Origin of the sequence: Sphingobium estronivorans (genome assembly GCF_008692605.1) — a bacterium.
In the GTDB taxonomy this organism is placed as follows: Bacteria; Pseudomonadota; Alphaproteobacteria; order Sphingomonadales; family Sphingomonadaceae; genus Sphingobium; species Sphingobium estronivorans.
On the sequence record NZ_LFCT01000009.1, the window covers coordinates 25764 to 52024 of the forward strand.

Genomic DNA, 26261 nt, shown 5'->3' on the forward strand with positions numbered 1-26261 from the left:
GATTTTATCTGTCTGACTTTCGGAGCTCGCGCGAACCATGTCCGCCTCATCGCAATATGCCTTTGTCATGAAAAACATGACCAAGAGTTTTCCCGGCGCCCAGAAGCCGGTGCTTAACGCCATCAATCTGCAATTTTATCGCGGCGCCAAGATCGGCATCGTCGGTCCCAACGGCGCGGGCAAGTCCACCCTGATGAAGATCATGGGCGGCATCGACAAGGATTTCACTGGCGAGGCGTGGCCCGGCGAGAATATCACTGTCGGCTATCTGCCGCAGGAGCCGCAACTCGACACCAGCAAGAACGTCCTGGAGAACGTCAAGGACGGCGCCCGCGAGATCGCGGACAAGATGGACCGCTTCAACGAGATCAGCATGATCATGGCGGACCCGCCCGAGGACGCCGATTTCGACGCGCTGATGGAGGAAATGGGCACGCTCCAGGAACAGATCGACGCGGTGGATGGCTGGACGCTCGACAATCAGCTCGAGATTGCGATGGAAGCGCTGCGCTGCCCGCCTTCGGACTGGTCGGTCGAAAGCCTGTCGGGCGGTGAAAAGCGCCGTATCGCACTCACCCGCCTGCTGATCCAGAAGCCGGACATCCTGCTGCTCGACGAACCGACCAACCACCTCGATGCCGAAAGCGTCGAATGGCTGGAAAATCACCTGAAGGAATATGCGGGAGCGGTGCTGATGATCACCCACGACCGCTACTTCCTCGACAATGTCGTGGGTTGGATTCTGGAACTCGATCGCGGCAAATATTTCCCCTATGAGGGCAACTATTCCACCTATCTGGAAAAGAAGGCCCAGCGTCTGGATCAGGAATCCCGCGAGGAATCCGGCCGTCAGAAGGCGATCAAGGACGAGCTGGAGTGGATTCGCGCCGGCGTCAAAGGCCGCCAGACCAAGTCCAAGGCGCGTATCAAGAAGTTCGAGGAACTGGTCGCCGCGCAGGAAAACCGCACGCCCGGCAAGGCGCAGATCGTCATTCAGGTGCCCGAGCGTCTGGGCGGCAAGGTGATCGAGGCGAAGAACATCTCGAAGGCTTATGGCGACAAGCTGCTGTTCGAGGACCTCTCCTTCATGCTGCCGCCGGGTGGCATTGTCGGCGTGATCGGGCCGAACGGCGCGGGTAAGTCGACCCTGTTCAAGATCATCACCGGGCAGGAACAACCCGATTCGGGCGAGATCGACATCGGTTCGACCGTGCGCCTGGGCTATGTCGACCAGAGCCGGGACCATCTCGACCCGTCGAAGAATGTCTGGGAAGAAGTGTCCGACGGCCTCGATTATGTGAAGGTCAACGGTCACGACATGTCGACCCGCGCCTATGTCGGCGCCTTTAACTTCAAGGGGCAGGACCAGCAGAAGAATGTCGGCAAGCTGTCGGGCGGTGAACGCAATCGCGTGCATATCGCCAAGATGCTGAAGAAGGGCGGCAACGTGCTGCTGCTTGACGAACCGACCAACGACCTTGACGTCGAAACGCTGGCGGCGCTGGAAGAAGCCATCGAGAATTTCGCGGGCTGCGCCGTGGTCATCAGCCACGATCGCTTTTTCCTCGACCGTCTGGCGACCCACATTCTGGCCTTTGAAGGCGACAGCCATGTCGAATGGTTCGAAGGCAATTTCGAAATGTATGAAGAGGACAAGCGCCGTCGTCTGGGCGACGCCGCAGATCGTCCGACCCGATTGGCCTACAAGAAGCTGACCCGCTGATTTCCGTGGTGCCGGGCCTATGCGGTAACCAAGTTGCAATCATTGCAACGAAGGTTTTACTTTTCGCACTTGCGAAATAGCATGCTGCACTGCACATAGGGGGTGCCTTTCAGGCATCCTCTCCTAAAACTTTCAGGCCGGTCCCTTTGGGATCGGCCTTTTTTTATTTAATTACGAGAAAAATTTCGATGCGGCCCAAAGATCAGCAGGTCGGCCGCTTCTGGAAGGAGGTGAGTCCTTCGACGACGGCATCCGAAACATCGATGCGCGCAACGCGGGCGGCCGGTGGGCCTTCATGGGCGAGGGCGATGAAGTGCGCAACGGCCTCTTCCAAACCCTCGACTTGGACCTCCACGCAGCCGTCCATGCGGTTGCGGACCCAGCCGGCGAGGCCCAATCTGCTCGCCTCGTCCACGGCCCAATTGCGGTAGAAGACGCCCTGAACCCGACCGAGGATCATCAGATGGCGGGCGATAGGGACCATTAATGGACTCGCTTGATCCAGGTCTGGCCGTCGCGGCTCTCCACTTTGAAATTCTTGATCGAGCGGACCAGATCGGACAGTCGCTTGAAACCATAGTTGCGGGTGTCGAAGCTGGAGCGGTTGCCCGCAAGCTGGCCGACTTCGCTGAGGCGGGCAAAGCCCTGATCGTCGCGCTTCACGGCGTTGTAGGCGTCGATCAGCAGCTTGACGAGATCGGGAGCGACCTCCGCGCCATCGTCACTATCGGAGCCGTTATCCGGCGTTTCAGGCTCGACCGGCGCATCGCGTGAACTTGTCAGTGCGCCGACGTCGATGAAGCGGGTGCAGGCCGCCCGGAAACCTTCGGGCGTGTTGGCCGACCCGAAACCATAGACCGGAATGCCCTCCTGCCGAAGGCGCGTCACCAACGGGGTGAAGTCGCTGTCGCTCGACATCAGGCCAAAGCCGGTGACGCGGCCCGATGCCATCAGGTCCATGGCGTCGATCGTCATCTTCATGTCGGTGGCGTTCTTCCCCTTTGTGAGGTCGAACTGCTGCTGGGTTTCGATGGCCTGCGTCACCGCCTGATTGGCCCAGCCCTTGAGCGTGGGCTTGCTCCAATTGCCATAGGCGCGGCGGATGTTGACGGTGCCCAGCTCCGCCAGAACGGTCAGCACCGGGTCGAAATGGTCGGCGGAAGCATTGTCGGCGTCGATCAACAGGGCCACATTGCCGCTGGGGATCGGTGCCGTCATGTCAAACCTCCAGCGGGGCCGGATGGAATTCGCCGCTTTCCTCGTCCAGCAGATGGAGCTGGCCGTCGGCGATAGCGAAGAAGGCGCCGATCAGCTTGATCTCGCCATCGCGTTCCTTCGTCCGGACGCAGGGGAAGGTGCGCAGATTTTCGAGGCTGACCTTCACCCCTTCCTGCTCCATGGCACGTTCCGCATCGCGGCTGCGGTCGTCGCCGAATCGCTCCACCACCTTTGCGCGCGCATCGTCGAGCAGTTCGATCCAGCTGTGGATGAAGCCGCCTTCGCCCGGAGGCGAGTCCTTCAAAGCCTGGCTCAGCGCCGCCTTGCAGCCGCCGCACTTGCCGTGGCCCATGACGACGATCTCATCCACCTTCAGCACCTGCACCGCAAATTCCAGTGCGGCCGATACGCCATGGCGACCGGGATTGGTTTCGAAGGGCGGTACCAGCGCGGCCACGTTGCGGACCACGAAGATCTCGCCGGGGCTGGTGTCGAAGATCTGGGTCGGATCGACTCGGCTGTCGGAACAGGCGATGACCATGACGCGGGGGCTTTGCCCTTCGTTAAGTTCGTCCCATCGCTCGCGCTGCAAGGCCCAACCGGTGTTGCGGAAACGGCGATAGCCAGCGAGCATGTCGGCAAAGTCGGTCATGTCGCGCTCTGTGCCGGACAATCTAGGGGCTGGCAAGTATGTCCCTGCATCGCTATCTGGGGCGCATGACCGATATTGCCCCGATCCCCGTGCCCACCGAACGTCCCGAACGTGCCCGCAAGCCCGACTGGATTCGCGTGAAGGCGCCGACGAGTCCCGGCTATCACGAAACCCGCAAGCTGATGCGGGCCAAGGGGTTGGCGACGGTATGTGAGGAGGCGGCTTGCCCGAATATCGGGGAGTGCTGGACCAAGAAGCATGCGACCGTGATGATTTTGGGCGATGTTTGCACGCGGGCCTGCGCCTTCTGCAACGTCAAGACCGGGATGCCGCGCAAGGTCGATCCCAATGAGCCGCAGAATCTGGCGGACGCCTGTGCGGAAATGGGGCTGGAGCATATCGTCATCACCTCGGTCGACCGCGACGATCTGCCCGATGGCGGCGCTTCGCAGTTTGTGAAGGTGATCGAGGCCCTGCGCCGCACGACTCCGGACACGACCATCGAAATCCTGACGCCTGATTTCCGCAACAAGCATGAGCGGGCTGTCGAAATGATCGTCGCGGCGCGGCCGGACGTGTATAATCACAATCTGGAGACAGTGCCCCGGCTTTATCCGACCATCCGTCCCGGCGCGCGCTATTATGCGTCGCTGCGCCTTCTGGAGACGGTGAAGAAGCTCGACCCGTCGATCTTCACCAAGTCGGGCATCATGCTGGGTCTGGGCGAGGAACGGCTGGAGGTCCATCAGGTGATGGACGACATGCGCTCGGCCGACATCGATTTCCTGACCATGGGGCAATATCTTCAGCCCACGCCCAAGCACGCCAAGGTGATGGAGTTCGTCACCCCGGCGGCGTTCAACGCCTATGCGGCGATTGCGCGGGCCAAGGGCTTCCTGCAGGTGGCGTCCAGCCCGCTTACCCGGTCGAGCTATCATGCGGGCAAGGATTTTGCCGAAATGCGCGCGGCCCGTGAGGCGCAGCTGGCGAAGGCCGCCAAGTAACGCGATGCCCAAGCATAACGAAACAAGGCCGCTGCCCTATACGCCCCAACAGATGTTCGACCTGGTGGCGAATGTCGAAGCCTATCCCGAATTCCTGCCCTGGGTCAGCGCCATCCGTGTCCGGTCCGACAGCGAGTCGGAAATGATCGCGGACATGATTGTGGGGTTCAAGGGGATCAAGGAGAGCTTCACCTCCCGCGTCCACAAGCATCGACCCGACCATGTGCGCGTCGATTATCTCGACGGGCCGCTCAAGCATCTTCACAATGAATGGAGCTTCCGCGACGACGGCAAGGGCGGCGTGCTGGTGGATTTCGAAGTCGAGTTCGAATTCAAGAGCAAGCTGTTCGAGATGCTCGCGGGCCAAGTGTTCGACAAGGCGCTGCGCAAGATGATCGGCGCCTTCGAAACCCGCGCGGCGGAGCTTTACGGCGCGGGCGAGTCGGGCAGCAGCAGTTCGAGCGCGCAGAGCGCTGCCTGAAGGCGTACGCCGCCCCGGCCAGTATCCCCGAAATGATGCATGTCGGCGACGACCTTGTCGGGGTTGCCGCCCCGCTCGGCACGGGCAAAGACAACCGTGCCGACCGGCTTCTGCTCCGATCCGCCGCCCGGCCCGGCTATGCCTGTGATCGCGACAGCGACATTGGCGTGGCTCTTGTTCAGCGCGCCCTGTGCCATCGCCCAGGCCGTGGCGATGGAAACCGCACCGAAGGTTTCGATGACATCCTGCGAAACTTTCAGAAGTTCATTCTTCATGTCATTGGAATAAGTAATAAATCCGGCTTCGAATACTTCCGATGATCCGGCGATCTCGGTCAGCGCTGCGGAAACCAGGCCGCCGGTGCAACTCTCTGCCACGGCAATGGTGCGACCGGCACGGCGGTTGGCGATGATGACGCGCTCGGCAAGGTCGACAAGCGGTGCGGGAAGGATGCTGTCAGGCATGGCGTCAGAATAGCGCGGGGAGGGAGAGCGTGGCAACAGCCTGTGCGGCAATGCCTTCGCGACGACCGGCGAAACCCAGCCGCTCGGTCGTGGTGGCCTTCACGCTGACACGGTCGAGCGGCAGGCTCAGGATTTCCGCGATCCGTGCACGCATGGCATCGCGATGCGGGCCGATCTTGGGCGCCTCACAGATGATCGTCAGGTCGATATGTTCGATGAAGCCGTCCCGTTTCGCGACACGCTCGGCCGCATATTCCAGAAAACGGGAGGAGGCGACTCCGCGCCATTGCGGATCGTTGGGCGGAAAGTGGCTGCCAATGTCTCCTTCGGCCAGCGCCCCCAGCAAGGCATCGACAATCGCATGGAGCGCGACATCGGCGTCGCTGTGGCCGGAAAGACCGCGATCATGGGGAATCTGGATGCCACCCAGCCAAAGTTCCTCCTTGTCGGCGAGGCGGTGGACGTCATAGCCCATGCCGACGCGGATGCCACGCGCGGCGCCAAGGCTGCGTTCGGCCCGGGCGAAATCCTGCGGATAGGTCAATTTTTCCAACCTTTCATCTCCCGCCACGAGCATGACGTCATGGCCCTGATGCCGCACCATTTGCGCATCGTCGGTCGCCTCCCGGTCAGCGTCCCAGGCTCTGTGAGCCGCCAGCACTGTGCTGAAATCGAAGGCTTGGGGCGTCTGTACGCGGGCCAGCGCATCGCGGTTCACCACTTCGCCCGCGCGATTGTCCTGATGGCGAACCAGCGTGTCCGCCACTGGCAGGACGGGAACGGCCCCGACTGCACGTTCCAATGCGACCAACAGCCGGTCGATGACGGTTGCCGGCAGGCCGGGGCGGGCGGCGTCATGGATGAGGACGCGCGCCGCGCCGCCCGAAACGGCGATGTGTTCGAGTCCCGCGCGGACGGACCCCTGGCGGCTGTCGGCGCCTTCGACAATGGCGGCGATGGCGCGTCCGGCCAGGGCTGCCTTGGCGGCGCTTTCCTGCCCGGCGCCCACCACTATCGTGATGGAATCGATACCGGGATGGGCGAGCATGGCATCGGCGGCATGTGCCAGGACCGGCTTGCCGCCGATGAGGCGGAATTGCTTGGGAATTTCGCCGCCCGCGCGGTTCCCTTGACCTGCTGCGACCAGCAATGCGACGGTTTTTTCTGTCATGGCGGGCCATGTATCGCACGGTGCGGCGGATCGCCAGACCCGCTTTGCTTGCCGTCAGGGGCGATTTCGGCTAAGGGCTGCCTGTTTTTTAGGCAGTGACAGATTGATGACGACGCTTTCCCCCATTTCCATTGGTCCGGTGACGATTGACATGCCGGTGGTGCTGGCACCGATGACCGGCGTGACGGATATGCCGTTCCGCACGCTCGTGCGGCGTTATGGATCGGGCCTCAATGTGACGGAGATGATCGCGACCGCCGCGATGATCCGGGAAACACGGCAATCGCTGCAAAAGGCTGCCTGGCATCCGCTGGAAGAGCCCGTGTCCATGCAGCTTGCCGGCTGTTCGCCCCTGGAAATGGCGGAGGCAGCGAAGCTCAACGCGGATCGCGGCGCGGCGATCATCGACATCAATATGGGCTGTCCGGTGAAGAAGGTCGTCAATGGCGACGCGGGCAGCGCGCTGATGCGGGATCTGCCACTGGCGGCTTCCCTGATCGAGGCGACGGTGAAGGCCGTCGACGTACCCGTCACGGTGAAGATGCGAATGGGCTGGGACCATGCCAGCCTGAATGCGCCGGAACTGGCCCGCATCGCGGAAGATTTGGGCGCAAAGCTCATCACCGTTCATGGCCGGACCCGTTGTCAGATGTACAAGGGGTCGGCGGACTGGGCGTTCGTGCGCAGCGTCAAGGATGCGGTGTCGCTGCCGGTGATCGTCAATGGCGATATCTGCTCCATCGATGACGCCGAAACGGCGCTGCAACAGAGTGGCGCGGATGGCGTGATGATCGGGCGCGGCGCTTATGGGCGGCCCTGGCTGATCGGGCAGGTCATGCACTGGTTCCGGACTGGGGAGCGTCTGACCGACCCGTCCTTGGAAGAACAATATCGCGTAATTACAGAACATTATCGCGCAATGTTGGAGCATTATGACATTCACACGGGTGTCAATATGGCCCGCAAGCATATCGGCTGGTATACCAAGGGCCTGCCGGGATCGGCCGAGTTTCGCAACGCCGTGAATCAGGAACCCGACGGCGATGTCGTGCTCGACATGCTGGCGCGCTTCTACGAACCGCTGATCGCCGAAGAAGGGCCGGTCGAGACGCGCAAGGCGGCATGACGGCAGACATGACGACCATCCCGTCGCTTCGACCGCAACAGGATGGGCCATCGCTTTCCGAGCTGATGACCGCGCTGCCCGTGGCGACGCTAGTGATCCGACCGGATAACAGCGTTGCCGACGCCAATGTGAGAGCGGAAACGCTGCTCAACATGGCGCGATCCGCCATTGTCGGCAGTGATGTGGCGCGGACCATCCGTATCGCGGAAGTGGGCGCGCGTTTCGATATCTGGCACAGCGACAAGCCGATTGCGGCCTATGATATACGCGTGCATGCCGGCCGTACGGCGGAGATGGAGGTCGATCTGATGATCTCCCCCATCGTCGATCATGACGGCTGGCGGGTCGTGTCGATCCACAGTCAGAGCCAGGCGCGCAAGATCGGCCATCGTGGCACGACCGGCGGCGCACGCTCTGCCATCGGCGCCGCGGCGATCCTGGCGCATGAGATCAAGAATCCGCTGTCCGGAATACGCGGCGCGGCGCAATTGCTGGAATCGGGCAATGGCGGGCGGGACACCGCCCTGACCCAGCTGATCTGCAATGAAGTCGACCGCATCGCGGCTTTGATCGACCGGATGCAGGATTTCACGACGGACCGGACATTGGAATGCAGAAGCGGCAACATCTATCCGCTGATTGATCGCGCGGCGAATATCGCCGCTGCGGGATTTGCGAAAAATATCCGTATTATAAAAAGTTACGATCCATCGCTGCCATTTGCCAATATCAATGACGATGCGCTGGTGCAGGTGATGATCAACCTGCTCAAAAATGCCGCCGAAGCGCTGGAGCATAGGGAGAAGCCCTGCATTCGCGTCGAGACAGCCTTTCGCCATGGCGTGTCCGTCGTGGTGGGCAAGGGCAAGGGCAGCGCGGTGTTGCCCATCGAGATTCTGGTGGTCGACAACGGGCCGGGGGTCCCGGACCATATTCTCGACCATCTGTTCAATCCCTTCATCACCGGGCGACGGGACGGGACGGGGCTGGGGCTGGCGCTGGTGGACAAGCTGGTGCGGGACATGAATGGTTTCGTTCAATATTCGCGCGACAGGGAAGCGGGGGAATCCACCTTCCGCATCCTGTTGCCGATGGGAATGGATTGATGGCGGCGATTGGCGCGATTCTGGTGGTGGATGACGATCCGGCGATCTGCCTGGTCGTTGGCGAAGCGTTGCGGCGACAGGGGCACAGGGTCAAGACCGCTGCCTCGATCCGGGAGCGGGGCGCGCTGCTGGAGAGCTTTTCGCCTGATGTGCTGATCACCGACGTCATGCTGCCCGATGGCGACGGACTGGAAGGTATCGCGGGGATTCTGGAGCAGCGGCCTGCGCTCAGCGTCATCGTTCTGTCGGCACAGAATACGTTGAACACGGCGATCCGGGCCACGGAAAAGGGCGCGTTCGAATATTTGCCCAAGCCTTTCGACCTCAACGAACTGACGCGCGCAGTGGCCGATGCGCTGGGGGTCAGAAAAGAGGCCGATGATGATGCGGCCGACGCAGGCCTGCCCCATGATGGCCTGCCGCTGGTGGGGCGATCGCCGGCCATGCAGGAGGTTTATCGGACGATCGCGCGGGTTCTGTCGAACGATCTCAGCATTTTGGTGCTGGGCGAATCCGGGACTGGCAAGGAACTGGTGGCGGAGGCGATCCACAGTCTGGGCCAGCGGCGGAACAAGCCCTTTGTGCCGATCAACATGGCGGCCATTCCACGCGAACTGATCGAGGCGGAACTTTTCGGTTATGAGAAAGGGGCCTTTACCGGCGCCCACGCCCGGACCGCCGGCAAATTCGAGCAAGCACAGGATGGCACGCTGTTCCTCGACGAGATCGGCGACATGCCGATGGAGGCGCAGACGCGCCTGCTGCGTGTGCTGCAATCAGGTGAAGTGACGACCGTCGGCGGGTCGAAATCGGTCAAGGTGAACGTCCGCATCATCGCCGCCACCAACAAGGACCTGCCCAGGCTGATCGAGGAGAACCGCTTCCGGCAGGATCTTTATTATCGGCTGAATGTCGTGCCCATCGCCCTGCCGGCCCTGCGCGAACGGCGGGAGGATGTGGTCCTGCTGGCCCGCCATTTCCTGGATAGGGCCGCGCAGGAGGGGCTGCCGCGCAAATCGCTGTCGGAAGCGGCCGCGCGATTGCTGATGGCCTATCACTGGCCGGGCAATGTGCGTGAATTGCAGAATCTGATGCAGCGGCTTGCCGTGCTCAGCCGCGAAAATGTGATTACGGCGGACATCCTGCGCAACAGCCTGCCATTGGATGCCCTGTCGGCCGATCATGCCGCACCCGCCGACCTGCTGGGACAGGCGGTGCGGGAATGGGCGAAGCGCCAGCTGGGCATCGGTATCGCACAGCCTAACCGCAATCTGCATGACGATCTGCTGGCGGTTGTCGAGCCGATCCTGTTCCAGGAAACGCTGGCCAGCGTGGACGGAAACCAGATCCGCGCCGCCGGGCTGCTGGGGATCAACCGCAATACCTTGCGCAAGAAATTGACCGACTATGGACTGGACCCTCTACAGCTTCGGATCGGCGATTGAAGCGCTGGGACGAAGCGACAGCACTTTCCGACCGGAAGCGTCCGCTGCGTCAATTACTGTGTTTGATCGGGCACATTAATGTTGTAACCAAGCCACTATGGCAGGCGCAGTAACTCTCCCGGTACGTCGCCGGGCCTGGAAAAGGCATTTTCCGCCCTTCCTCCGCCGTCGCCTGGCCGCAGTGGTGGAAGCGGTAACGCTGATCCTGTTTCTCGGGATGGCGGGCATCACCTATTTTCTGCTGGCGGGCCAGGGGCAATCCTACACGCTGTTGACGCCGCCGATCGTCGCGCTGCTGCTGGTAGCCAATCTGGTGCCGGCCATAGCGTTGCTGGTGCTGTTGGGACGGCGCGTGGCGAAGCGGCGAGCGGCGCAGTCGGCCATCGGCAGCGACGGGCAGTTGCACGTCAGGCTGGTCGCCATCTTCTCCATCGTCGCCAGCGTGCCGATGCTGTTGGTGGTGATCTTTGCCTCCCTGCTGTTCCAATATGGCGTGCAATTCTGGTTTTCCGACAGCGCGCGCGGAATGCTGCAAAATGCGAGCGATCTGGCGCGCGGCTATTATGAGCAGAATTTGCGGGAAGTGGGCGACGAAACCACCACCATGGCCAGCGACCTGCGCGACTATCTGACGCAGTCGAAGGTATCGAGTCCGCGCTTTGCCGAAGGGTATATTTATCAGGTCGTAACCCGGAAGCTGAACCGCTCCGCGATCATAGAGGTGGGCAAGGACGGTGTGGCGCGCACGGCGGCGACGGTCGATCCCGACAGCCGGCCCGCATCGGAGATGCTGTCCGCCGATGTCATCAAGCGGCTGGAAACCGGCGAAAATGTCGTGGTCGCGGCCAAGCCCAATCAGATCGAAGCGGTGACGCTGCTCTATCCGAATGCGAAAATCTACCTCTATGCGACGCGTGATTCCGGCTCGACCGCGTTCAGCAATGTCGAGAGGGCGCAAAAGGTGTTGTCCGATTACGACATTTTCGCCGCTCAATCACGGGCTCTTCAGTTGCGCTTCAACATCATGCTGTTCGTCGGATCGCTGTTGCTGGTCGGCGTCGCGGTCTACATCGCGCTCAAAGTGGCCGACTGGATGGTGCGGCCGGTCAATGAACTGGTGATGGCGGCACGGCGGATCACCGCGGGCGACCTTTCCGCGCGCGTCACCAGTCCGCAGGCGCGCGATGAGATCGGGACCCTGGCCTCCGCCTTCAACCGGATGACGCAGCGGCTGGAGGCGCAGACCGGAGCACTGGTGGCCGCTAACAGCCAGTTGGACGAACGCCGCGCTTTTATCGAGGCGATATTGTCCGGGGTGTCGGCGGGCGTGCTGTCGGTGGATCGCGATGGCGTGATCCTGCTGCTCAACAGCTCGGCGGCGGAGATATTGGCGCGGGAGGGCGACGATCCGGTGGGGCGTCCGCTGACCGATGTGTCGCCGGAACTCGCTGCGTTGATCGAGTCGGAGGATGGGGCGGCAATTGTACAGATTCGCGCGCATGGCGATGTGCGGACTCTGGCCGTGAAGGTCTCGGAAGATGCGTCGCGGCATATTTTGACCTTCGACGACATTACCCAGCAGCTTTCCGACCAGCGCCGCGCCGCCTGGTCGGACGTGGCGCGGCGGATCGCGCATGAGATCAAGAACCCGCTGACGCCGATCCAACTCGCGGCCGAGCGCTTGCAACGTCGCTATTCCGAAGAGGTGACGAGCGACAAGGCGACCTTCGCCCGCCTCACCGGAACCATCGTTCGGCAGGTGGGCGATTTGCGGCGGATCGTGGACGAGTTTTCCTCCTTCGCCCGCATGCCCAAGCCGGTGTTCCGGCGGGAGCGGATCGACGACATCGCTCGCCACGCACTGTTCCTGCACGAAGTGGCCCATCCCGATATCCGCTTCGAATATCGGTCGCACGACGGCGATGTCGAAATGGTCTGCGACCGGCGGCAATTGGGCCAGGCGCTTACCAACATCGTCAAGAATGCGGTGGAAGCCATCGAGCCGAAACCGGCCGCCGATGACGGCTTGTCGCGAGGGCGCGTGTGCATGACGGTGGACCGTGACGACGGCAATCTGCTGATTTCGGTGCAGGACAATGGCATCGGCCTGCCGCCCGAGCGGGAGCGCATTTTGGAGCCTTATATGACGACCCGGACCAAGGGTACGGGTCTGGGCCTCGCCATCGTCAAGAAGATTGTCGAGGAGCATATGGGTGAAATCCGTTTCGACGATGCCGAAGGCGGCGGGGCGCGCGTGACCTTGCGCTTCCCGGTTGCCGTGCTGGAAAAATTGGAAGAGGGGCAGGTGATCGCCATGCCCAAGGGAAAAGTGACGGCCAATGGCGCTTGATATTCTGATAGTCGATGACGAAGAGGACATTCGCGATCTGGTCGCGGGCGTGCTTGAGGATGAAGGCTTCACAACCCGCACCGCGGCGAACAGCGACAGCGCAATGGAGGCGTTGGACGCGCGGCGCCCTTCGTTGGTGCTGCTGGACGTGTGGTTGCAGGGGTCGAAGCTCGACGGGCTGGAACTGCTGGACGAGATCAAGCGGCGCGATGCGACCATCCCTGTGCTGATGATTTCCGGCCATGGCAATATCGACACGGCCGTCGCCGCCATTCGCAAGGGGGCTGCTGACTTTATCGAAAAGCCGTTCGAGGCGGACCGGCTGCTGCATCTCGTATCGCGCGCGACCGAGACGGAGCGGTTGCGGCGGGAAAATCAGGTGCTGCGCGCCCGCTTTGGGCAGGATGACGAACTGACCGGCACCTCGGCGGCGATCAACGCCGTGCGGGCGACCATCAAGAAGGTGGCGGGAACCGGTAGCCGCGTGCTGATCTCAGGCCCCGCGGGCGTGGGCAAGGAAGTCGCGGCGCGGATGCTCCATAGCTGGAGCGGGCGGGCGGATGCGCCCTTCATCATCGTCGCGGCCGCGCGCATGGACCCCGATCGGGTCGAGGAAGAACTGTTCGGGGTCGAGGACCCAAGCGGTCTGGTCCGTCCGGGCTATCTGGAGCAGGCGCATGGCGGCACGCTTTATCTCGACGAAATAGCCGATATGCCGCTCACGACACAGGCAAAGATCCTGCGCGTGCTGACGGACCAGAGCTTTACTCGCGTGGGCGGGCAGCGGCAGGTAAAAGTGGACGTGCGCGTCATTTCCTCGACTGCGCTCAACCTTGCCACCGAAATCGAGGAGCGGCGGTTCCGCGAGGACCTGTTCTACCGGTTGAACGTGGTGCCGCTGGTGATCCCGCCACTGGCCGATCGGCGCGACGATATTCCGCCGCTGGTCGAACATTATCTGGCGCGCTTCGCCGCGGAACGACGCGTTTCCCCGCCCGAGATCGCGAGTGACGCCATGGCGGCGTTGCAGGCCAATGAATGGCCGGGAAATGTCCGCCAACTGCGCAACGTCATCGAACGCACGATGATCCTGGCGCCGGGCGAGCGGATCGGGCGGATCGAGTTGGACATGCTCCCGGCCGAGCTCACCAGCAACGGCAATTCGGAAGGGATGGGCCAATCCGCCATCATGGGCGCGCCGCTTCGCGAAGCACGGGAGAGTTTCGAGCGCGAATATCTGCGTATCCAGATCCGGCGTTTTTCGGGCAATATTTCCCGCACGGCTACCTTCATCGGCATGGAACGGTCCGCGCTGCACCGGAAGTTGAAGCTGCTGGGTATTACGGATGGGAAGGACGGCTGATTGCTTTCACCCAATCAGGGCATGGACGGCTCTTCGCAATTGCGGTAGGTTCGCGCTGCTTCCGACAGGCGGGAGCAGGCAAGACACTCTGCCCAGGAGTGCGAGAGCGGGTAACGTCCCGCCAATAAAGGACTGGCGAAGACCATGGCCGACAAAGTGAACAACCTTCAAGACATCTTCCTGAACAGCCTGCGCAAGAGCAAGACGCCGGTGACCATGTTCTTGGTCAAGGGCGTGAAATTGCAGGGTATTATTACCTGGTTCGATAATTTTTCCGTGCTGCTGCGTCGGGACGGACAGTCGCAACTGGTGTACAAGCATGCGATCTCCACCGTCATGCCGGCGCAATCCATGGATCTTGCCGATCTGCGCAAGGCGAGCGACGGCAATAGCAAGTCGAAGCTGCTTCAGGAAATCTTCCTGAGCGCGGTGCGAAAGTCCGGCAGCCCCGTCACTATGTTCCTGGTGAACGGCGTGATGTTGCAGGGTGAAATCGCGGCTTTCGACCTGTTCTGCATGTTGCTGGAGCGGGACGGGATGGTCCAGCTTGTCTACAAGCACGCGATTTCGACCGTGCAGCCGCTGCATAATCTTGACCTCTCCGGCGAAGGCGAGGGCGAGGATTGATCGCTTTTTGCCCCCGGCCCTGACTTGACGGAAGCGGGCCGGGGGCAGAAGCGTTAAGCCGATATGGCAGTTTTCAACAGAGATTCCGCTGATGAGGTGTCGCGTGGCGCGCGGGCCGTTGTCGTGCGCGCCGATGTCCACGGGCCGGAACGGCGCGATAGCGACGCGCGGCTGGAGGAGGCGAGGGGCCTTGCTCTCGCCATCGGCATTGATGTGCGGGCGGCGCAGGCCTTCCGCGTGCGCGAGCGCAAGCCCGCGACCCTGTTCGGCAGCGGCCAGGTCGATCAGATCGCGACGCTCGCCCGCATGGAAGAGGCCGAACTGGTCATTGTCGATAATGCGCTCAGCCCGGTGCAGCAGAGCAATCTGGAAAAGGCGACCGAAACCAAGGTCATCGACCGGACGGGCCTGATCCTGGAAATCTTTGGGGAACGGGCCGCGACCAATGAGGGGCGTCTTCAGGTCGAACTGGCGCATCTCGACTATCAGGCGGGGCGGCTGGTTCGCAGTTGGACTCACCTGGAGCGGCAACGTGGCGGCTTCGGCTTCCTGGGCGGCCCCGGTGAAACCCAGATCGAGGCTGACCGCCGGATGATCCGCGACCGCATGGCGAAGATCCGCCGCGAACTGGATCAGGTGACGAAGACGCGCGGCCTGCATCGCGCCCGACGTCAGCGGGCGCCTTGGCCGGTGATCGCGCTGGTCGGATATACCAATGCTGGCAAGTCGACGCTGTTCAACCGATTGACCGGGGCTGACGTCATGGCGGAGGATCTGCTGTTCGCGACGCTCGATCCGACCATGCGGCAGATTGCGCTGCCGGGATTGGACAAGGCGATATTGTCGGACACGGTGGGGTTCGTTTCGGACCTGCCGACGCAGTTGATCGCGGCCTTTCGCGCTACGCTGGAGGAGGTGCTTTCGGCCGACCTGATCGTTCATGTGCGCGACATTGCCCATCCCGATACGGAGGCGCAGCGCGACGACGTGCTCGACGTACTCAGCGAACTGGGCGTGGCAGGGGAAGGGGCGCTCGAGGCAGGCGAAGGACATGAGCCGCCGCCGATCATCGAGGCCTGGAACAAGCTGGACCTGCTCGATGAAGACGCCGCCCTAACGGTGCGTGAAACGGCAGCGCGGCGGGATGATGTTGTGATCCTGTCAGCGTTGACGGGCGAGGGGGTCGATGGCCTTCAACGGGTGATCAGCAAACGGCTGACTGCTGGCGCGCAGGTTCACCAGTTGCGCCTCCCGCTGGCTGACGGCGCGGCAATGGCCTGGCTGCACGAACATGGCGAGGTGATTGGCACACGCGCGGAAGGCGAGGACATGCTGGTCGATGTCCGGCTCTCGGACTCGGCGATGGCGCGTTTCCTCAAACGTCGGGGAAATTGAGAACAGGCGCGATCAGTCCCGTTTCAACCGCCGTTTCGCCTCTTGCCACAAGGCTTCCTTCTGATCGAGCGGAAGGGTTGGGAAACTGTCTCCCGCCATATTTTCCATGGCGCGAAAACGCCTGTCGAACTTGCTGTTGCCACCGCGCAGGGCGGCTTCGGGATCGACGTTCAAATGGCAGGCAAGGTTGACAACGGCAAAGAGCAGATCGCCAATCTCCTCCTCCCGATCTTGCTGAGAGGTAGCCGCCCGTACTTCTTCCAGTTCTTCCTCGATCTTGTCGATGACGCCGCCGATATCGGGCCAGTCGAACCCTGTCCGGGCCGCACGCTTCTGAAGTTTCTCGGCGCGGAGCAGGGCGGGCAATGCAATGGCGACGCCAGCAAGCGCGCTGGGATCGGGGTCCTTGTCGGCCCGTTCGGCTGCCTTGATGGCTTCCCATTGCGCATGCCCGTCCTCCCGGACCGCGCCTTCGCCAAAAACATGAGGGTGGCGGCGGATCATTTTTTCCGTGATGCCGTCGATCACATCCTGCAACGCGAAGTGACCGCTCTGTTCAGCCATGCGGCTGTGGAATGCCACTTGAAGAAGCAGGTCGCCAAGCTCATCGCGCAACGCCGCCATATCGTCGCGCTCTATGGCGTCTGCAACCTCATAGGCTTCCTCGATCGTATAGGGTGCGATACTGCCGAAATCCTGCTGGATGTCCCATGGACAGCCGGTTTCCGGATCGCGAAGCCGTGCCATGACATTGGCAAGCGGCATGATGTCGGCGGGACTCGCCTTGGCTTTGGAAGACATGAGAGGTCCTGAATAGCGACTTTGTCTTTTCAGGAATAGGGTTTTGCCGGGGCGATGGCCAGAAGAGGAAATGGATTATTATATTCGATAATATATATTATGTTAAATGTAAGCCATTCCGGACCGGATCAATCCTCCAAAATCTGACTGTATCGCTGCGTATCCCGCATGCGGATATAAACGATCAGCGATATCGCGATCATCGCCGTGACGTAGATGTAGAACGCCTGCTCTACCCCCATTTGCTTGAACCACAGCGCGACGAATTCCGCCGTGCCGCCGAACAAGGTATTCGCCAGTGCATAAGGCAGCGCGACACCCAGCGCGCGGATATGCGCCGGGAAAAGCTCCGCCTTCACCACGGCGTTGATCGATGTATAGCCGGTCACGATCACAAGCCCCAACATCGCCAGCATTCCCGCGATCACGGGATCCCTGGTCACGGCCAGCGTCGCGAAGATCGGATAAGTGCCGATCACCCCCAGCACGCCAAAGCCGATCATCAGCGGCTTGCGACCGATGCGATCGGACAAGGCGCCGGCCAATGGTTGCAGAAGCATGAAAAGGAACAGTGTTATCCCATTGATTTGGGATGCAGTTTCCCGGCTCAGACCACTGGTGTTGACCAGAAATTTCTGCATGTAGATGGAATAGGAATAAAAGGCGATCGTGCCGCCCGCCGTCAGCAACATCACTGTTAGCGTTTCGCGAGGATGGCGGGTGACAAGTTCGACGAAGCCGGATTGAGGCGCGCCTACCGCCTTGGCCTTGGCAAAGCTCTGCGTTTCTGAAAGACCCCGCCGCAGCCAGAAGACGATCACCGCCAGTGCGCCGCCAATCGCAAACGGAATGCGCCAGCCCCAGGCGTCCAATTCCGCTTCGCTGAGCGTGGCTTGCAGAATGAGCAGGACGCAGATCGCGACGAGCTGTCCGGCGATCAGCGTCACATATTGGAAACTGGAAAAAAAGCCGCGTCGGCTCCGGCCCGCCATTTCCGACAAATAGGTCGCGCTGGCTCCATATTCGCCGCCCACGGACAATCCCTGCATCAGCCGGGCCAGCACCAGCAGCATGGGCGCGCCCATGCCGATTGCCCGATAGGATGGCGTGATCGCGATCAACAGAGATCCGGCGCACATCAGCGCCACGGAAAGCGTCAGTCCGCTCTTTCGCCCGTGCCTGTCTGCATAGACGCCCATGAGCCAGGCGCCGATCGGCCGCATCAGAAAGCCCACTGCGAATATGCCCGCAGCGCTCAACAACTGCGCGGTGCGATCTTCGCTTGGGAAGAAATGCGGCGCGAAATAGAGGGTAAAGGCCGAATATGCATACCAGTCATACCATTCCACCAGATTGCCGGTGGAGCCGCCGATAATGGCCTTCAGGCGCTGGCGCCGGTCGGGCGCCGTCAACTGTGCCGTCATGGTGTCAGCACCATTTCACCCCCTTGGACGCCCCAGCTTTTCAGGCGCGACAGCATGTTCATGCCGATCACATTCACATCGCCAAAGGCGGGTGAAATCACGATGTCGAGGTCGCTTGCCCGGATCGGGCCGATCGCGAGCGTGGCGATGGTCGAACGCTTGGCATCGATTTTCCCATTGGCGGTCATCATGCTGACGCCGGACGCGTCAAGATCGAAATTGAGACCGGCCGTACGGGCGGACGCAACGGACAAGGCCGTGACGCTGGCCCCGCTGTCGATCAGGAAACGGACTGGCGAGCCATTGACGCTGCCCTCGACCCAATAATGGCCGTCCGCCGCTATGGGGATATGGAGGGCCTGCCCGTCTACGCGCGCGGGGGGTGGTGCCGCGGGCAAGCCGCCCCCCGCCCCGCTGCGGCTGGAAAACAGGCCGTATTTCTCGCCGATCTTGAAAAGCCCCAGCAGCGCCGCGAAGATTACGACCCACATCATGGCCATGCGCAGCATGCCGCTCATGGGCGCACGGCGCGCCAGCAGGGCCGATCCGACCAGAACGAGCGCCAGCATATACCAAAGGCTGGACATCGCCTGATCGCTGTTCATGGCCTTTAGTCCCCGCTTGCTTTTGCGCCCAACTCCACCACCATGCCGTCATAACCCGGTTCGACGCCCCGCGGGAGGGTGGCGCATAATGTCGCATAGTCCATGCTGTGGTCCATATGCGTCAATATGGCACGGCCGGGGCGGAGCGCTTCTACGGCATCCAGAGTCAATGCCAGATGGGCATGGGTGGGATGCGGCCGTTCGCGAAGCGCATCCACGACCCAGATGTCGAGGCCATCGTATAACGCCAGCATATCTGCCGTCATGTTATGGAAATCAGTAGCATATCCGACAGACCTGCTGCCATGTGTAAATCGAAATCCGGTCGAGAATATCTCGCCATGGGGCTGATCGGTGCAGGCAATGTCGATGTCGCCGATGCGCAAGCCATCGGGAAGGAGATGCGCTTCAATGGTAGGATGATAGCCATGGCGGCCATCGAAGGCATATCCGAAGCGTTGCTTCAGCAATGCGAGGGTTTCGGCGCGGGCATAGCCGGGAACGGGTGTTCCCCGATGATGGTAAAGCTGGCGCACCTCATCCAGGCCATGGCTGTGGTCGGCATGGTCGTGGGTCCACAGGATCGCGTCTATGTCGATGACATCGGCCGCGAGCAACTGCGCGCGCATGTCGGGCGACGTATCAACCAGAATGCGCGTGGATGGGCTTTCCACCAAAATGGATACGCGGGTCCGCCGGTTTCTTGGCTCAGCCGGATCGCAGGCGCCCCAATCATTGCCGATCCGTGGCACGCCAGAGGACGTGCCACTGCCCAAAATGGTCAGCTTGAGGCTCATTCGGCCTTGCTGAACAAGGTGTGGAAATTCGCCGAGGTCGCCTCGGCCAGTTGCTCAAGGCTCTCACCCCGCAATTGGGCGAGAAAGCGGGCGGTGTCGGCCACATAGGCAGGTTCGCAGGGCTTGCCGCGATGGGGCACCGGGGCGAGGAAAGGCGAATCCGTTTCCACCAGCAACCGCTCCAGCGGCAGGCGCGCGGCGGTTTCCTGCAAATCCCGGGCACTTTTGAAAGTCACGATGCCGGAAATGCTGATGTAAAATCCCAGTTCCAGCGCCGCGTCGGCAAAGGCTCCGCTGGCGGTGAAACAATGGATGACGCCGGTATAGGCCCCCTTCCCCATTTCATCGCGCATGATGGCCAGCGTATCCTCTTCCGCATCGCGGGTGTGGACGATCAACGGCAGGCCGGTTTCACGCGACGCCACGATATGGGCACGGAAGCTCCTTTGCTGCCGCTCGCGGTCGCTATGGTCGTAATAATAATCAAGGCCCGTTTCCCCGATGCCGACAACGCGGCGATGCGATGCGCGCTCGACCAGCTTGGCGGTATCGATATGGGGATGTTCGTCCGCCTCGTGCGGATGGATTCCAACGGTCGCCCACACATCGGGTTCACGCAGCGCCGTACTCAGCACATCGTCCCATTCGCTTTCCCGGGTGGCGATGTTGAGCATCAGACGCACGCCGGCCGCGCGCGCACGTTCAAGAACATTCTGCTGATCTTCGATCAAACCTTTGTAATTCAAGTGACAATGGCTATCGATCAGCATGGCTTATGCCTCTTCGGCAGGCAGGTCGAGACGCGGGAACAGCGGCTTGGGCGGGTTGAGGATGAAGCCTGAAGCCCGAAGCTGCGCATACCAGTCGGCGCCGATGACCGCATAAGACCGTCCCTCTCCGCTCAGTCCCATCTGGTCGAGCAAAGCCGTGGCACTGGCCGGGATCACCGGCTGGATCATGATGGCAAGATTGGCGATGGCTTCATAGAGGGTGGCCAGAACCGCTTCCATCCGAGCCGGATCGGTCTTGCGGAGCGCCCAGGGTGCCTGGGCGTCGATATAGGCGTTGCAGGCGAAGACGGCACGCATCCACGCCTCTATGGCGGCCGAAGGCGCAAGATCGGCCATGGCATTCTGGAAGGTTTGCGCCGCTTCTACAACGGTCTTGAGGAGGTCGCTGTCCACATCCTGCGCGACGGGTTCGGGCAGGCGGCCTTCCAGATTTTTAGCGATAAAGCTCAACGTCCGCTGGGCAAGATTGCCGAAACTGTTCGCCAGATCGCTATTGGATCGGGCAACGATCGCCTCCGCGCTGTAGCTGCCGTCATTGCCGAAGGTGACTTCGGACAACAGGAAATAGCGCAACTGGTCGACGCCGAACCGCTCGGCCAGTTCCATCGGGTCGGCCACATTGCCCAGCGATTTGGACATCTTCTCCCCCCGGTTGAGGAGAAAGCCGTGACCGAACACCTTCTTCGGCAAAGGCAAATTCGCGCTCATCAGGAACGCTGGCCAATAAACTGTATGAAAACGCACAATATCTTTGCCGATGATATGCGTGATATCGCCGCCCTCCGACCAATAACGGGCCATGCGTTCGGCGTCGTCGGGGTAGCCGCAGCCGGTCAAATAGTTGGTGAGCGCGTCCACCCAAACATACATGACATGGCCATTGCTGCCCGGCACCTTCACGCCCCAGTCGAAGCTGGTGCGCGAAACGCTGAGGTCGGAAAGCCCCCCCTCGACAAAGCGCATGATCTCGTTACGGCGGCTGTCGGGCTGGATGAAATCCGGCTGGCTGGTGTAGAGGTCGATCAGCCTCTGCTGATAGGCGGCCAGGCGGAAAAACCAGCTTTCCTCCACCGTCCATTCGACCGGCGTGCCCTGGGGCGACAGTTTCTGGCCCCCTTCCCCTTCGATCAGTTCCTTTTCGTCATAAAAGGCTTCGTCGCGGACGGAATACCAGCCTTCATAACGGCCGAGATAAAGATCGCCATTGGCCTCCATCGCTTGCCAGATGGCTTGGCTGGCGCTGTGATGGTCCGGCTCGCTGGTCCGGATGAAGCGATCATAGCTGATGTTCAAATCATCGTTCATAACCTTGAAATAGGCTGACATTTCGTCGGCCAGTTCTCGCGGTTCGATACCTCGGTTGCGCGCGGTCTGGGCCATTTTCAACCCATGCTCGTCGGTTCCGGTCTGGAAGAATACGTCGCGGCCCATCATCCGCTGGAAACGGGCAATCGCGTCGGTGGCGATCACTTCATAGGCATGGCCGATATGCGGGCGACCGTTGGGATAGCTGATAGCGGTGGTAATGGTGTAGGGCTTGGACATGCGGCCTTCCCTAGCGGTTGTTAAGCCCCGCGCAAAGCCGCTTTTCCATTGGCGAGAGCGGCGACATGACCCGCCAGTTCGAAGACGACCGCGCCCGGTTCCAGCGAGAGGATGACGGCGCCACCGGCAAGTTGCCGTGCCGCCTCCCAATGGTCGAGCGCCTTGCCGAGATCGGCGCCCTCGCGCAGCCGGGCTGCGGCGGCGATAAAGGCCGGCGCCCGTTCGAGAAAGGCTTCGTAACGCGGCTTCGCAGCCTTGGACGCCAGGGATTTGGCGAGGGCAAGGCGTTGACGGTTGCCGGGATCGCCATCGGCTGCGATGGCCGCCAGGGAGCGCTCCATGTCCGCTATGTCGAGTCCGGCATAGCGCAACGCCTTGCCGGGCGAGCCTTCCCCGGCGCGCACCAGAGCATCGAGTTCAGCTGAAGACAGGTCGCCTTTCTCGCCGCGGAGCACCGTCCGCATGACTTCCTCGCTCAATATATCGAAACGAAGGGTTCGACAGCGGGAACGGATCGTCGGCAGCTGGCGTCCCGGCGCATGGCTGACGAGCAGGAACAGCATGTCGGCGGGCGGTTCCTCGAGATTTTTCAGCAGCGCATTGGCGGCGCCCCGCTCCAGATCGTCGGCGCTGTCGATAACGACGACACGGCGCGCGGACATGGATGGAGCGGACTGGATCAGGCGCTGGAGCCCCCGAATCTGATCAACAGTGATGTTGCGTGCGGTGCCGCTGTCCTTTTCCAGGCAGAAAAGTTCGGCATAGTCGGGATGGGCATCCGCCTCGAACAGACGGCGAATGGGATGATCCTGCGGCACGTCGAGCCCGTCGTCGGGCATGGCCGCACCGGCGGCTTCGGCCAGCAGGCGCAGGGCCATGGCGCGGGCGAAGCTGGCCTTGCCGATGCCGCGCGGCCCGGCAAGGATCCATCCATGATGCAGGCGGCCGCTGCGCGCTGCGCCTAGGAGCGTACGGGCCTGCTCGTCATGCCCCAGAAGTGACGTCATGGCAGAAGGTCTTGCAGGGCAAGCAACAGGCGTTCTGTCACAGTGTCGGCATCGCCCGAGGCGTCGATCGCGCGCACGCGTTCCGGCTCAGTCTGCGCAAAGCGGGTGAAGGCGTCGGCCACGGCCAGATGAAAGGCGCGGTCCCGGCCGCCGATCCGGTCGGCCGCGTCGCCGTCGCGGCTGCGGGTGCGGGCCGTTGCCTCCGTTTCCGGCAAGGTGAGGAACAGGGTCCGGTCAGGCAGGAAACCGCCGCTGCCAATGCGATGCAGCGCCAATATGTCGGCGTCTGTCAAATCCCCCATGCCTTGATAGGCGCGGCTGCTGTCCAGAAAGCGGTCCGACAGGATCCAGGCCCCCCGGTCGAGCGCCGGACGGATCGTCTTTTCGACATGGTCGGCGCGCGCGGCAGCGAACAGCAGCGCCTCGGCGCGTGGACTCCAGCGGTCGGCACCGCCCGTCAGCAACAGCGTGCGGATCGCCTCCGCGCCCTCGCTGCCGCCCGGTTCGCGGGTTTCGACGACTTCCAGACCACGCGCGCGAAGAGCGGTGGCAAGCGCCCGAAGCTGGGTCGACTTGCCTGCCCCCTCCCCGCCTTCCAGAGAGATGAAACGGCCCTTTGCCGTCCGAATTGTCACCCGAAGAACGACTTCAGGCCGTTCCACAGACGCCAGAAAATACCCGCTTCGGACACGTCCTCACCCGCGACCAGCGGCAGAATCTGCGGCGGGGTGTCGGGCGTGGAGATGATAAGCTGCGCGATTTTCTGCCCCTTGACGATAGGCGCCTTGATCGGGCCGGTATAGGCAACCTTGACCGAAATCTGGGACGAAGCGGCGCGCGGCAGGGTCACGGCCATATCCTGCGGGGCGACCAGCGCGACCTTGGTGGTGCTGCCTAACTGGACCTCGGCGGTTTCGACCGTCTGGCCCTTCTTGAACAGCGGTTGCGCCTTCCACGCGCGGAAGCCCCAGTCCATGAAGCGCACGGATTCGGCGATACGCTGGTTCGAACTTGTGAGCCCGGCGACGACCATCACCAGACGGCGGCCCTCCTGCTCGGCGGAACCGGTGAAGCCATAGCCCGCTTCTTCCGTATGTCCGGTCTTGAGGCCGTCGGCCCCCTGCACCTTGCCCAGAATGGGATTTCGGTTGCCCTGCTCGATGTCGGCCCCGCCCATGGTCTTGCCCCAGGTGAAGGCGCGGGTGGCGTAAAATTTCTTGTAGAGGCTCGGCGTTTCCTCGATCGTCGCTTCCGCGAGCAAGGCGAGATCCTGTGCCGTTACATAGGTTACGCCCTCGTCCGGCCAGCCATTGCTGGTGCCGAAATTGCTATTCTTGAGACCCAGGCGCTTGGCTTCCTGGTTCATCAGGGCGACGAACGCCGGTTCGGTGCCAGCGATGCCCTCGGCCAGAACGACGCAGGCGTCGTTGCCGGACAGCGTGACGATGCCGTGCAGCAGATTTTCGACCGACACCTGCTCGCCGGGCGAAAGGAACATGGTCGATCCGGCCTGCGGGCCATGCCATTTCTGCCAGGTTTCCGGGCGAACGGTAAATTTCTGGTCGAGCTTCAGATCGCCCTTCTGGATCAGGCGGAAGGCGACGTGCACCGTCATCATTTTCGCCATGGATGCCGGCGGAATCCTTGTTTCGCCGCCCTGATCAAAGAGCACGGCGCCCGAGGACAGGTCCTTCATATAGGCGATCGGCGCTTCGCTGGTATAGGGCGGCGCGGCAGCCACCAGCGGCTGGGAAAGCAAGCCGACGAAAAGGAGGGCGGCGACGGACTTCTTCATGCAGGACTGCCTTCGGATTGATGGATTCTGATGGGCCTTGGTTTTCATTAGCCCTGACGGGGCCAATCGCAAAGAGGTCTATTGCTTGACCGCGTCCGCCAGCAAGCCGACCGACAAGGCATAGAAATTGGAGCAATTATAATCCAGGATCGCCCGGTAATTGCTGGTGAGCAGATAGGCGGTCTTGCCGGGACCGTCGGGTTCCAGCAGGGTCGCCATCACTCGGTCGGCAGGCCAGCTTCCGCCGGTCGGAACCACCCCCATGCGTCGCCATTCGGCCATGCTGAGCCAGCGGCTGTGCCGGTTGAACACGCGTTCGCAGCGAGCCGGATTTGTCCGTGCGGTGACAGAGGCACGATCGAGGCCAGCGGGCACGGACACGGCGATGCCCCAGGGTTGCCCGCGCCGCCAACCGGCATGGACGAAATAATTGGCGATGGAGGCAAGGGCATCGGCTTCGCTGTTCCAGATATCGATCCTGCCGTCGCCATCGCCATCCTTGCCCAGGCGCAGATAAACGCTGGGCAGGAATTGCGGATAACCGGTGGCACCCGCCCAACTGCCGACCAGACGGCTGCGGGGTACGCCGTTGTCCAGCATCTTGAGGGTCGCGAGCAGTTCAGGTTCGAACAAACTGCGGCGACGGCCTTCATAGGAGAGCGTCGCCAGCGACCGGATCAGGTCGAAATCGCCAGTATAGGCGCCATAATTGGTCTCATGGCCGTAAATGGCGACCATGATCTCTTCCGGCACGCCGGTTTCGGCTTCGATCCGGGCGAGCCGGGCGCGATTGGCAAGATAGGCGGTACGGCCCCGGCTGATGCGCGCTGCGTCGACATGTTGGCGGCGATAGGGTTCGAAATTGGGAATCGGCGCATAGGCGCCTCCGCCGGGCTGATTCTGATCCAGTTGAACCACGCGCGGATTGGGCGTCAGCGTTGCAAAGACATCGTTCAGTGTCGCATCCCTGATGCCCATTGCGCGGGCGCGAGGACGAATGGATTCAAGATAGCCGCGAAATCCGGCATCCCCCTGCGCCATCGCGCTGTCCGTCGCCAGACTGCCCACCATGATCGTGGTCAGGCCCAGCAACAGCGACACTATCGACGAACGCATTGAAGAATCTCCTTGTCCCCTTTTGTTGCACAGCGATGCCGCAAGGTGAATCCCCTTATTGGCGCATGGGCATATAATGGCGATGAAAGCCCCGCTGACGATTTTCCGCTTGGCATGGCGGTTTGTGTCGCTAGGAAGCGTGGCGACGGACAGGTGGCCGAGTGGTTTAAGGCAGCGGTCTTGAAAACCGCCGTGGGTTTACGCTCACCGTGGGTTCGAATCCCACCCTGTCCGCCAAAGCCCCCCCCCCCCCCC

Annotated in this window: 25 protein-coding genes and 1 tRNA gene; 11 read left to right on the forward strand and 15 right to left on the reverse strand. The window is 62.0% G+C overall.

Translation table 11 applies throughout. The features are described 5' to 3' along the window. The first annotated feature begins 37 nt into the window (after positions 1-37). Positions 38-1723 carry an energy-dependent translational throttle protein EttA gene (gene ettA, locus F7P65_RS08415; RefSeq protein WP_150291293.1) on the forward strand — a complete coding sequence of 562 codons (1686 nt, stop codon included), beginning with the start codon at positions 38-40 and terminating at the stop codon, positions 1721-1723. Between the two features lie 202 nt (positions 1724-1925). Here the strand turns inward: ettA and F7P65_RS08420 are convergent, their stop codons facing one another. From F7P65_RS08420 to F7P65_RS08430, 3 genes are read right to left on the reverse strand one after another with little or no spacing between them, the layout of a single operon-like run. After that, positions 1926-2207: an acylphosphatase gene (locus tag F7P65_RS08420; RefSeq protein WP_150291294.1), complete on the reverse strand. Its 282-nt coding sequence runs from the start codon at positions 2205-2207 to the stop codon at positions 1926-1928. Beyond that, a complete protein-coding gene (locus tag F7P65_RS08425; protein WP_150291295.1) occupies positions 2207-2941 on the reverse strand; it encodes an NYN domain-containing protein in 735 nt (244 codons plus the stop codon). Before F7P65_RS08425 ends, F7P65_RS08420 begins: the two co-directional genes overlap by 1 nt. Before the next feature lies 1 nt (position 2942). Further along, positions 2943-3593 carry a carbonic anhydrase gene (locus F7P65_RS08430; protein ID WP_150291296.1) on the reverse strand — a complete coding sequence of 217 codons (651 nt, stop codon included), beginning with the start codon at positions 3591-3593 and terminating at the stop codon, positions 2943-2945. Positions 3594-3631: 38 nt separating this feature from the next. On the opposite strand from F7P65_RS08430, the gene lipA reads away from it, so the two are divergent. Further along, entirely contained in the window at positions 3632-4597 is a 966-nt protein-coding gene (gene lipA, locus F7P65_RS08435; protein ID WP_150291297.1) for a lipoyl synthase, read from the forward strand. A gap of 4 nt (positions 4598-4601) precedes the next feature. After that, on the forward strand, positions 4602-5078 hold the full coding sequence (locus tag F7P65_RS08440) for a type II toxin-antitoxin system RatA family toxin (protein WP_150291298.1): 477 nt from the start codon (positions 4602-4604) through the stop codon (positions 5076-5078). Here F7P65_RS08440 and F7P65_RS08445 read toward each other — a convergent pair. Together F7P65_RS08445 and F7P65_RS08450 are read right to left on the reverse strand one after the other, a co-directional pair. Then, positions 5024-5542, reverse strand: coding sequence for a CinA family protein (locus F7P65_RS08445; RefSeq protein ID WP_150291299.1), 519 nt, complete (start codon positions 5540-5542; stop codon positions 5024-5026). The two genes, F7P65_RS08440 and F7P65_RS08445, sit on opposite strands and share 55 nt — an antisense overlap. Positions 5543-5546: 4 nt before the next feature. After that, the gene (locus tag F7P65_RS08450; RefSeq protein ID WP_150291300.1) at positions 5547-6713 is read right to left on the reverse strand and encodes a bifunctional 2-C-methyl-D-erythritol 4-phosphate cytidylyltransferase/2-C-methyl-D-erythritol 2,4-cyclodiphosphate synthase; all 1167 of its coding nucleotides are present in this window, start codon (positions 6711-6713) and stop codon (positions 5547-5549) included. Positions 6714-6819: 106 nt separating this feature from the next. Here F7P65_RS08450 and dusB point away from each other — a divergent pair, with 106 nt between their 5' ends. The 7 genes from dusB (at position 6820) to hflX (ending at position 16125) form a co-directional block, all read left to right on the forward strand. Further along, the gene (gene dusB / locus F7P65_RS08455) at positions 6820-7839 is read left to right on the forward strand and encodes a tRNA dihydrouridine synthase DusB (protein WP_150291301.1); all 1020 of its coding nucleotides are present in this window, start codon (positions 6820-6822) and stop codon (positions 7837-7839) included. Beyond that, complete coding sequence (locus F7P65_RS08460; RefSeq protein ID WP_150291302.1) at positions 7836-8945, forward strand: two-component system sensor histidine kinase NtrB; 1110 nt, start codon at positions 7836-7838, stop codon at positions 8943-8945. Before dusB ends, F7P65_RS08460 begins: the two co-directional genes overlap by 4 nt. Continuing rightward, complete coding sequence (gene ntrC, locus F7P65_RS08465) at positions 8945-10390, forward strand: nitrogen regulation protein NR(I) (protein ID WP_150291303.1); 1446 nt, start codon at positions 8945-8947, stop codon at positions 10388-10390. The genes F7P65_RS08460 and ntrC overlap by 1 nt, the downstream gene beginning before the upstream one ends. Positions 10391-10487: 97 nt before the next feature. Further along, positions 10488-12740, forward strand: a complete 2253-nt coding sequence (locus tag F7P65_RS08470; protein WP_150291304.1) for a sensor histidine kinase — start codon at positions 10488-10490, stop codon at positions 12738-12740. Then, positions 12730-14103 (forward strand): nitrogen assimilation response regulator NtrX, encoded by a 1374-nt coding sequence (gene ntrX, locus F7P65_RS08475; RefSeq protein ID WP_150291305.1) that lies wholly within the window; start codon positions 12730-12732, stop codon positions 14101-14103. The genes F7P65_RS08470 and ntrX overlap by 11 nt, the downstream gene beginning before the upstream one ends. 144 nt (positions 14104-14247) lie before the next feature. After that, a complete protein-coding gene (gene hfq / locus F7P65_RS08480; protein WP_150291306.1) occupies positions 14248-14730 on the forward strand; it encodes an RNA chaperone Hfq in 483 nt (160 codons plus the stop codon). Between the two features lie 63 nt (positions 14731-14793). Further along, positions 14794-16125 carry a GTPase HflX gene (gene hflX, locus F7P65_RS08485; protein WP_150291307.1) on the forward strand — a complete coding sequence of 444 codons (1332 nt, stop codon included), beginning with the start codon at positions 14794-14796 and terminating at the stop codon, positions 16123-16125. A 12-nt stretch (positions 16126-16137) separates the two neighbouring features. Here the strand turns inward: hflX and mazG are convergent, their stop codons facing one another. From mazG to F7P65_RS08535, 10 genes are all read right to left on the reverse strand, one after another. Further along, positions 16138-16926 (reverse strand): nucleoside triphosphate pyrophosphohydrolase, encoded by a 789-nt coding sequence (gene mazG / locus F7P65_RS08490; RefSeq protein ID WP_150291308.1) that lies wholly within the window; start codon positions 16924-16926, stop codon positions 16138-16140. Positions 16927-17054: 128 nt separating this feature from the next. Further along, positions 17055-18350 carry an MFS transporter gene (locus F7P65_RS08495; protein WP_150291309.1) on the reverse strand — a complete coding sequence of 432 codons (1296 nt, stop codon included), beginning with the start codon at positions 18348-18350 and terminating at the stop codon, positions 17055-17057. Beyond that, a complete protein-coding gene (locus F7P65_RS08500; protein ID WP_150291310.1) occupies positions 18347-18955 on the reverse strand; it encodes a retropepsin-like aspartic protease family protein in 609 nt (202 codons plus the stop codon). The genes F7P65_RS08495 and F7P65_RS08500 overlap by 4 nt, the downstream gene beginning before the upstream one ends. 5 nt (positions 18956-18960) lie before the next feature. Continuing rightward, positions 18961-19752 carry an MBL fold metallo-hydrolase gene (locus F7P65_RS08505; RefSeq protein WP_150291311.1) on the reverse strand — a complete coding sequence of 264 codons (792 nt, stop codon included), beginning with the start codon at positions 19750-19752 and terminating at the stop codon, positions 18961-18963. Beyond that, complete coding sequence (locus F7P65_RS08510) at positions 19749-20522, reverse strand: TatD family hydrolase (RefSeq protein WP_150291312.1); 774 nt, start codon at positions 20520-20522, stop codon at positions 19749-19751. Before F7P65_RS08510 ends, F7P65_RS08505 begins: the two co-directional genes overlap by 4 nt. Before the next feature lie 3 nt (positions 20523-20525). Next, positions 20526-22088 carry a methionine--tRNA ligase gene (gene metG / locus F7P65_RS08515; RefSeq protein WP_150291313.1) on the reverse strand — a complete coding sequence of 521 codons (1563 nt, stop codon included), beginning with the start codon at positions 22086-22088 and terminating at the stop codon, positions 20526-20528. Positions 22089-22108: 20 nt separating this feature from the next. Continuing rightward, complete coding sequence (locus tag F7P65_RS08520) at positions 22109-23095, reverse strand: AAA family ATPase (protein ID WP_150291314.1); 987 nt, start codon at positions 23093-23095, stop codon at positions 22109-22111. Continuing rightward, positions 23092-23730 carry a dTMP kinase gene (gene tmk, locus F7P65_RS08525; RefSeq protein WP_240334241.1) on the reverse strand — a complete coding sequence of 213 codons (639 nt, stop codon included), beginning with the start codon at positions 23728-23730 and terminating at the stop codon, positions 23092-23094. The genes F7P65_RS08520 and tmk overlap by 4 nt, the downstream gene beginning before the upstream one ends. After that, positions 23727-24890 carry a D-alanyl-D-alanine carboxypeptidase family protein gene (locus tag F7P65_RS08530; protein WP_150291315.1) on the reverse strand — a complete coding sequence of 388 codons (1164 nt, stop codon included), beginning with the start codon at positions 24888-24890 and terminating at the stop codon, positions 23727-23729. The genes tmk and F7P65_RS08530 overlap by 4 nt, the downstream gene beginning before the upstream one ends. A gap of 78 nt (positions 24891-24968) precedes the next feature. Continuing rightward, entirely contained in the window at positions 24969-26006 is a 1038-nt protein-coding gene (locus F7P65_RS08535; protein WP_150291316.1) for a lytic murein transglycosylase, read from the reverse strand. Positions 26007-26153: 147 nt separating this feature from the next. On the opposite strand from F7P65_RS08535, the gene F7P65_RS08540 reads away from it, so the two are divergent. Further along, positions 26154-26243 (forward strand) — tRNA-Ser (locus tag F7P65_RS08540). Positions 26244-26261 lie beyond the last annotated feature (18 nt).

Excerpts from the sequence above, each read along its gene's own strand:
- ettA (WP_150291293.1), top strand. The coding sequence starts at position 38 with ATGTCCGCCTCATCGCAATATGCCTTTGTCATGAAAAACATGACCAAG.
- F7P65_RS08420 (WP_150291294.1), bottom strand. The coding sequence starts at position 2,207 with ATGGTCCCTATCGCCCGCCATCTGATGATCCTCGGTCGGGTTCAGGGC.
- F7P65_RS08425 (WP_150291295.1), bottom strand. The coding sequence starts at position 2,941 with ATGACGGCACCGATCCCCAGCGGCAATGTGGCCCTGTTGATCGACGCC.
- F7P65_RS08430 (WP_150291296.1), bottom strand. The coding sequence starts at position 3,593 with ATGACCGACTTTGCCGACATGCTCGCTGGCTATCGCCGTTTCCGCAAC.
- lipA (WP_150291297.1), top strand. The coding sequence starts at position 3,632 with ATGTCCCTGCATCGCTATCTGGGGCGCATGACCGATATTGCCCCGATC.
- F7P65_RS08440 (WP_150291298.1), top strand. The coding sequence starts at position 4,602 with ATGCCCAAGCATAACGAAACAAGGCCGCTGCCCTATACGCCCCAACAG.
- F7P65_RS08445 (WP_150291299.1), bottom strand. The coding sequence starts at position 5,542 with ATGCCTGACAGCATCCTTCCCGCACCGCTTGTCGACCTTGCCGAGCGC.
- F7P65_RS08450 (WP_150291300.1), bottom strand. The coding sequence starts at position 6,713 with ATGACAGAAAAAACCGTCGCATTGCTGGTCGCAGCAGGTCAAGGGAAC.
- dusB (WP_150291301.1), top strand. The coding sequence starts at position 6,820 with ATGACGACGCTTTCCCCCATTTCCATTGGTCCGGTGACGATTGACATG.
- F7P65_RS08460 (WP_150291302.1), top strand. The coding sequence starts at position 7,836 with ATGACGGCAGACATGACGACCATCCCGTCGCTTCGACCGCAACAGGAT.
- ntrC (WP_150291303.1), top strand. The coding sequence starts at position 8,945 with ATGGCGGCGATTGGCGCGATTCTGGTGGTGGATGACGATCCGGCGATC.
- F7P65_RS08470 (WP_150291304.1), top strand. The coding sequence starts at position 10,488 with ATGGCAGGCGCAGTAACTCTCCCGGTACGTCGCCGGGCCTGGAAAAGG.
- ntrX (WP_150291305.1), top strand. The coding sequence starts at position 12,730 with ATGGCGCTTGATATTCTGATAGTCGATGACGAAGAGGACATTCGCGAT.
- hfq (WP_150291306.1), top strand. The coding sequence starts at position 14,248 with ATGGCCGACAAAGTGAACAACCTTCAAGACATCTTCCTGAACAGCCTG.
- hflX (WP_150291307.1), top strand. The coding sequence starts at position 14,794 with ATGGCAGTTTTCAACAGAGATTCCGCTGATGAGGTGTCGCGTGGCGCG.
- mazG (WP_150291308.1), bottom strand. The coding sequence starts at position 16,926 with ATGTCTTCCAAAGCCAAGGCGAGTCCCGCCGACATCATGCCGCTTGCC.
- F7P65_RS08495 (WP_150291309.1), bottom strand. The coding sequence starts at position 18,350 with ATGACGGCACAGTTGACGGCGCCCGACCGGCGCCAGCGCCTGAAGGCC.
- F7P65_RS08500 (WP_150291310.1), bottom strand. The coding sequence starts at position 18,955 with ATGAACAGCGATCAGGCGATGTCCAGCCTTTGGTATATGCTGGCGCTC.
- F7P65_RS08505 (WP_150291311.1), bottom strand. The coding sequence starts at position 19,752 with ATGAGCCTCAAGCTGACCATTTTGGGCAGTGGCACGTCCTCTGGCGTG.
- F7P65_RS08510 (WP_150291312.1), bottom strand. The coding sequence starts at position 20,522 with ATGCTGATCGATAGCCATTGTCACTTGAATTACAAAGGTTTGATCGAA.
- metG (WP_150291313.1), bottom strand. The coding sequence starts at position 22,088 with ATGTCCAAGCCCTACACCATTACCACCGCTATCAGCTATCCCAACGGT.
- F7P65_RS08520 (WP_150291314.1), bottom strand. The coding sequence starts at position 23,095 with ATGACGTCACTTCTGGGGCATGACGAGCAGGCCCGTACGCTCCTAGGC.
- F7P65_RS08530 (WP_150291315.1), bottom strand. The coding sequence starts at position 24,890 with ATGAAGAAGTCCGTCGCCGCCCTCCTTTTCGTCGGCTTGCTTTCCCAG.
- F7P65_RS08535 (WP_150291316.1), bottom strand. The coding sequence starts at position 26,006 with ATGCGTTCGTCGATAGTGTCGCTGTTGCTGGGCCTGACCACGATCATG.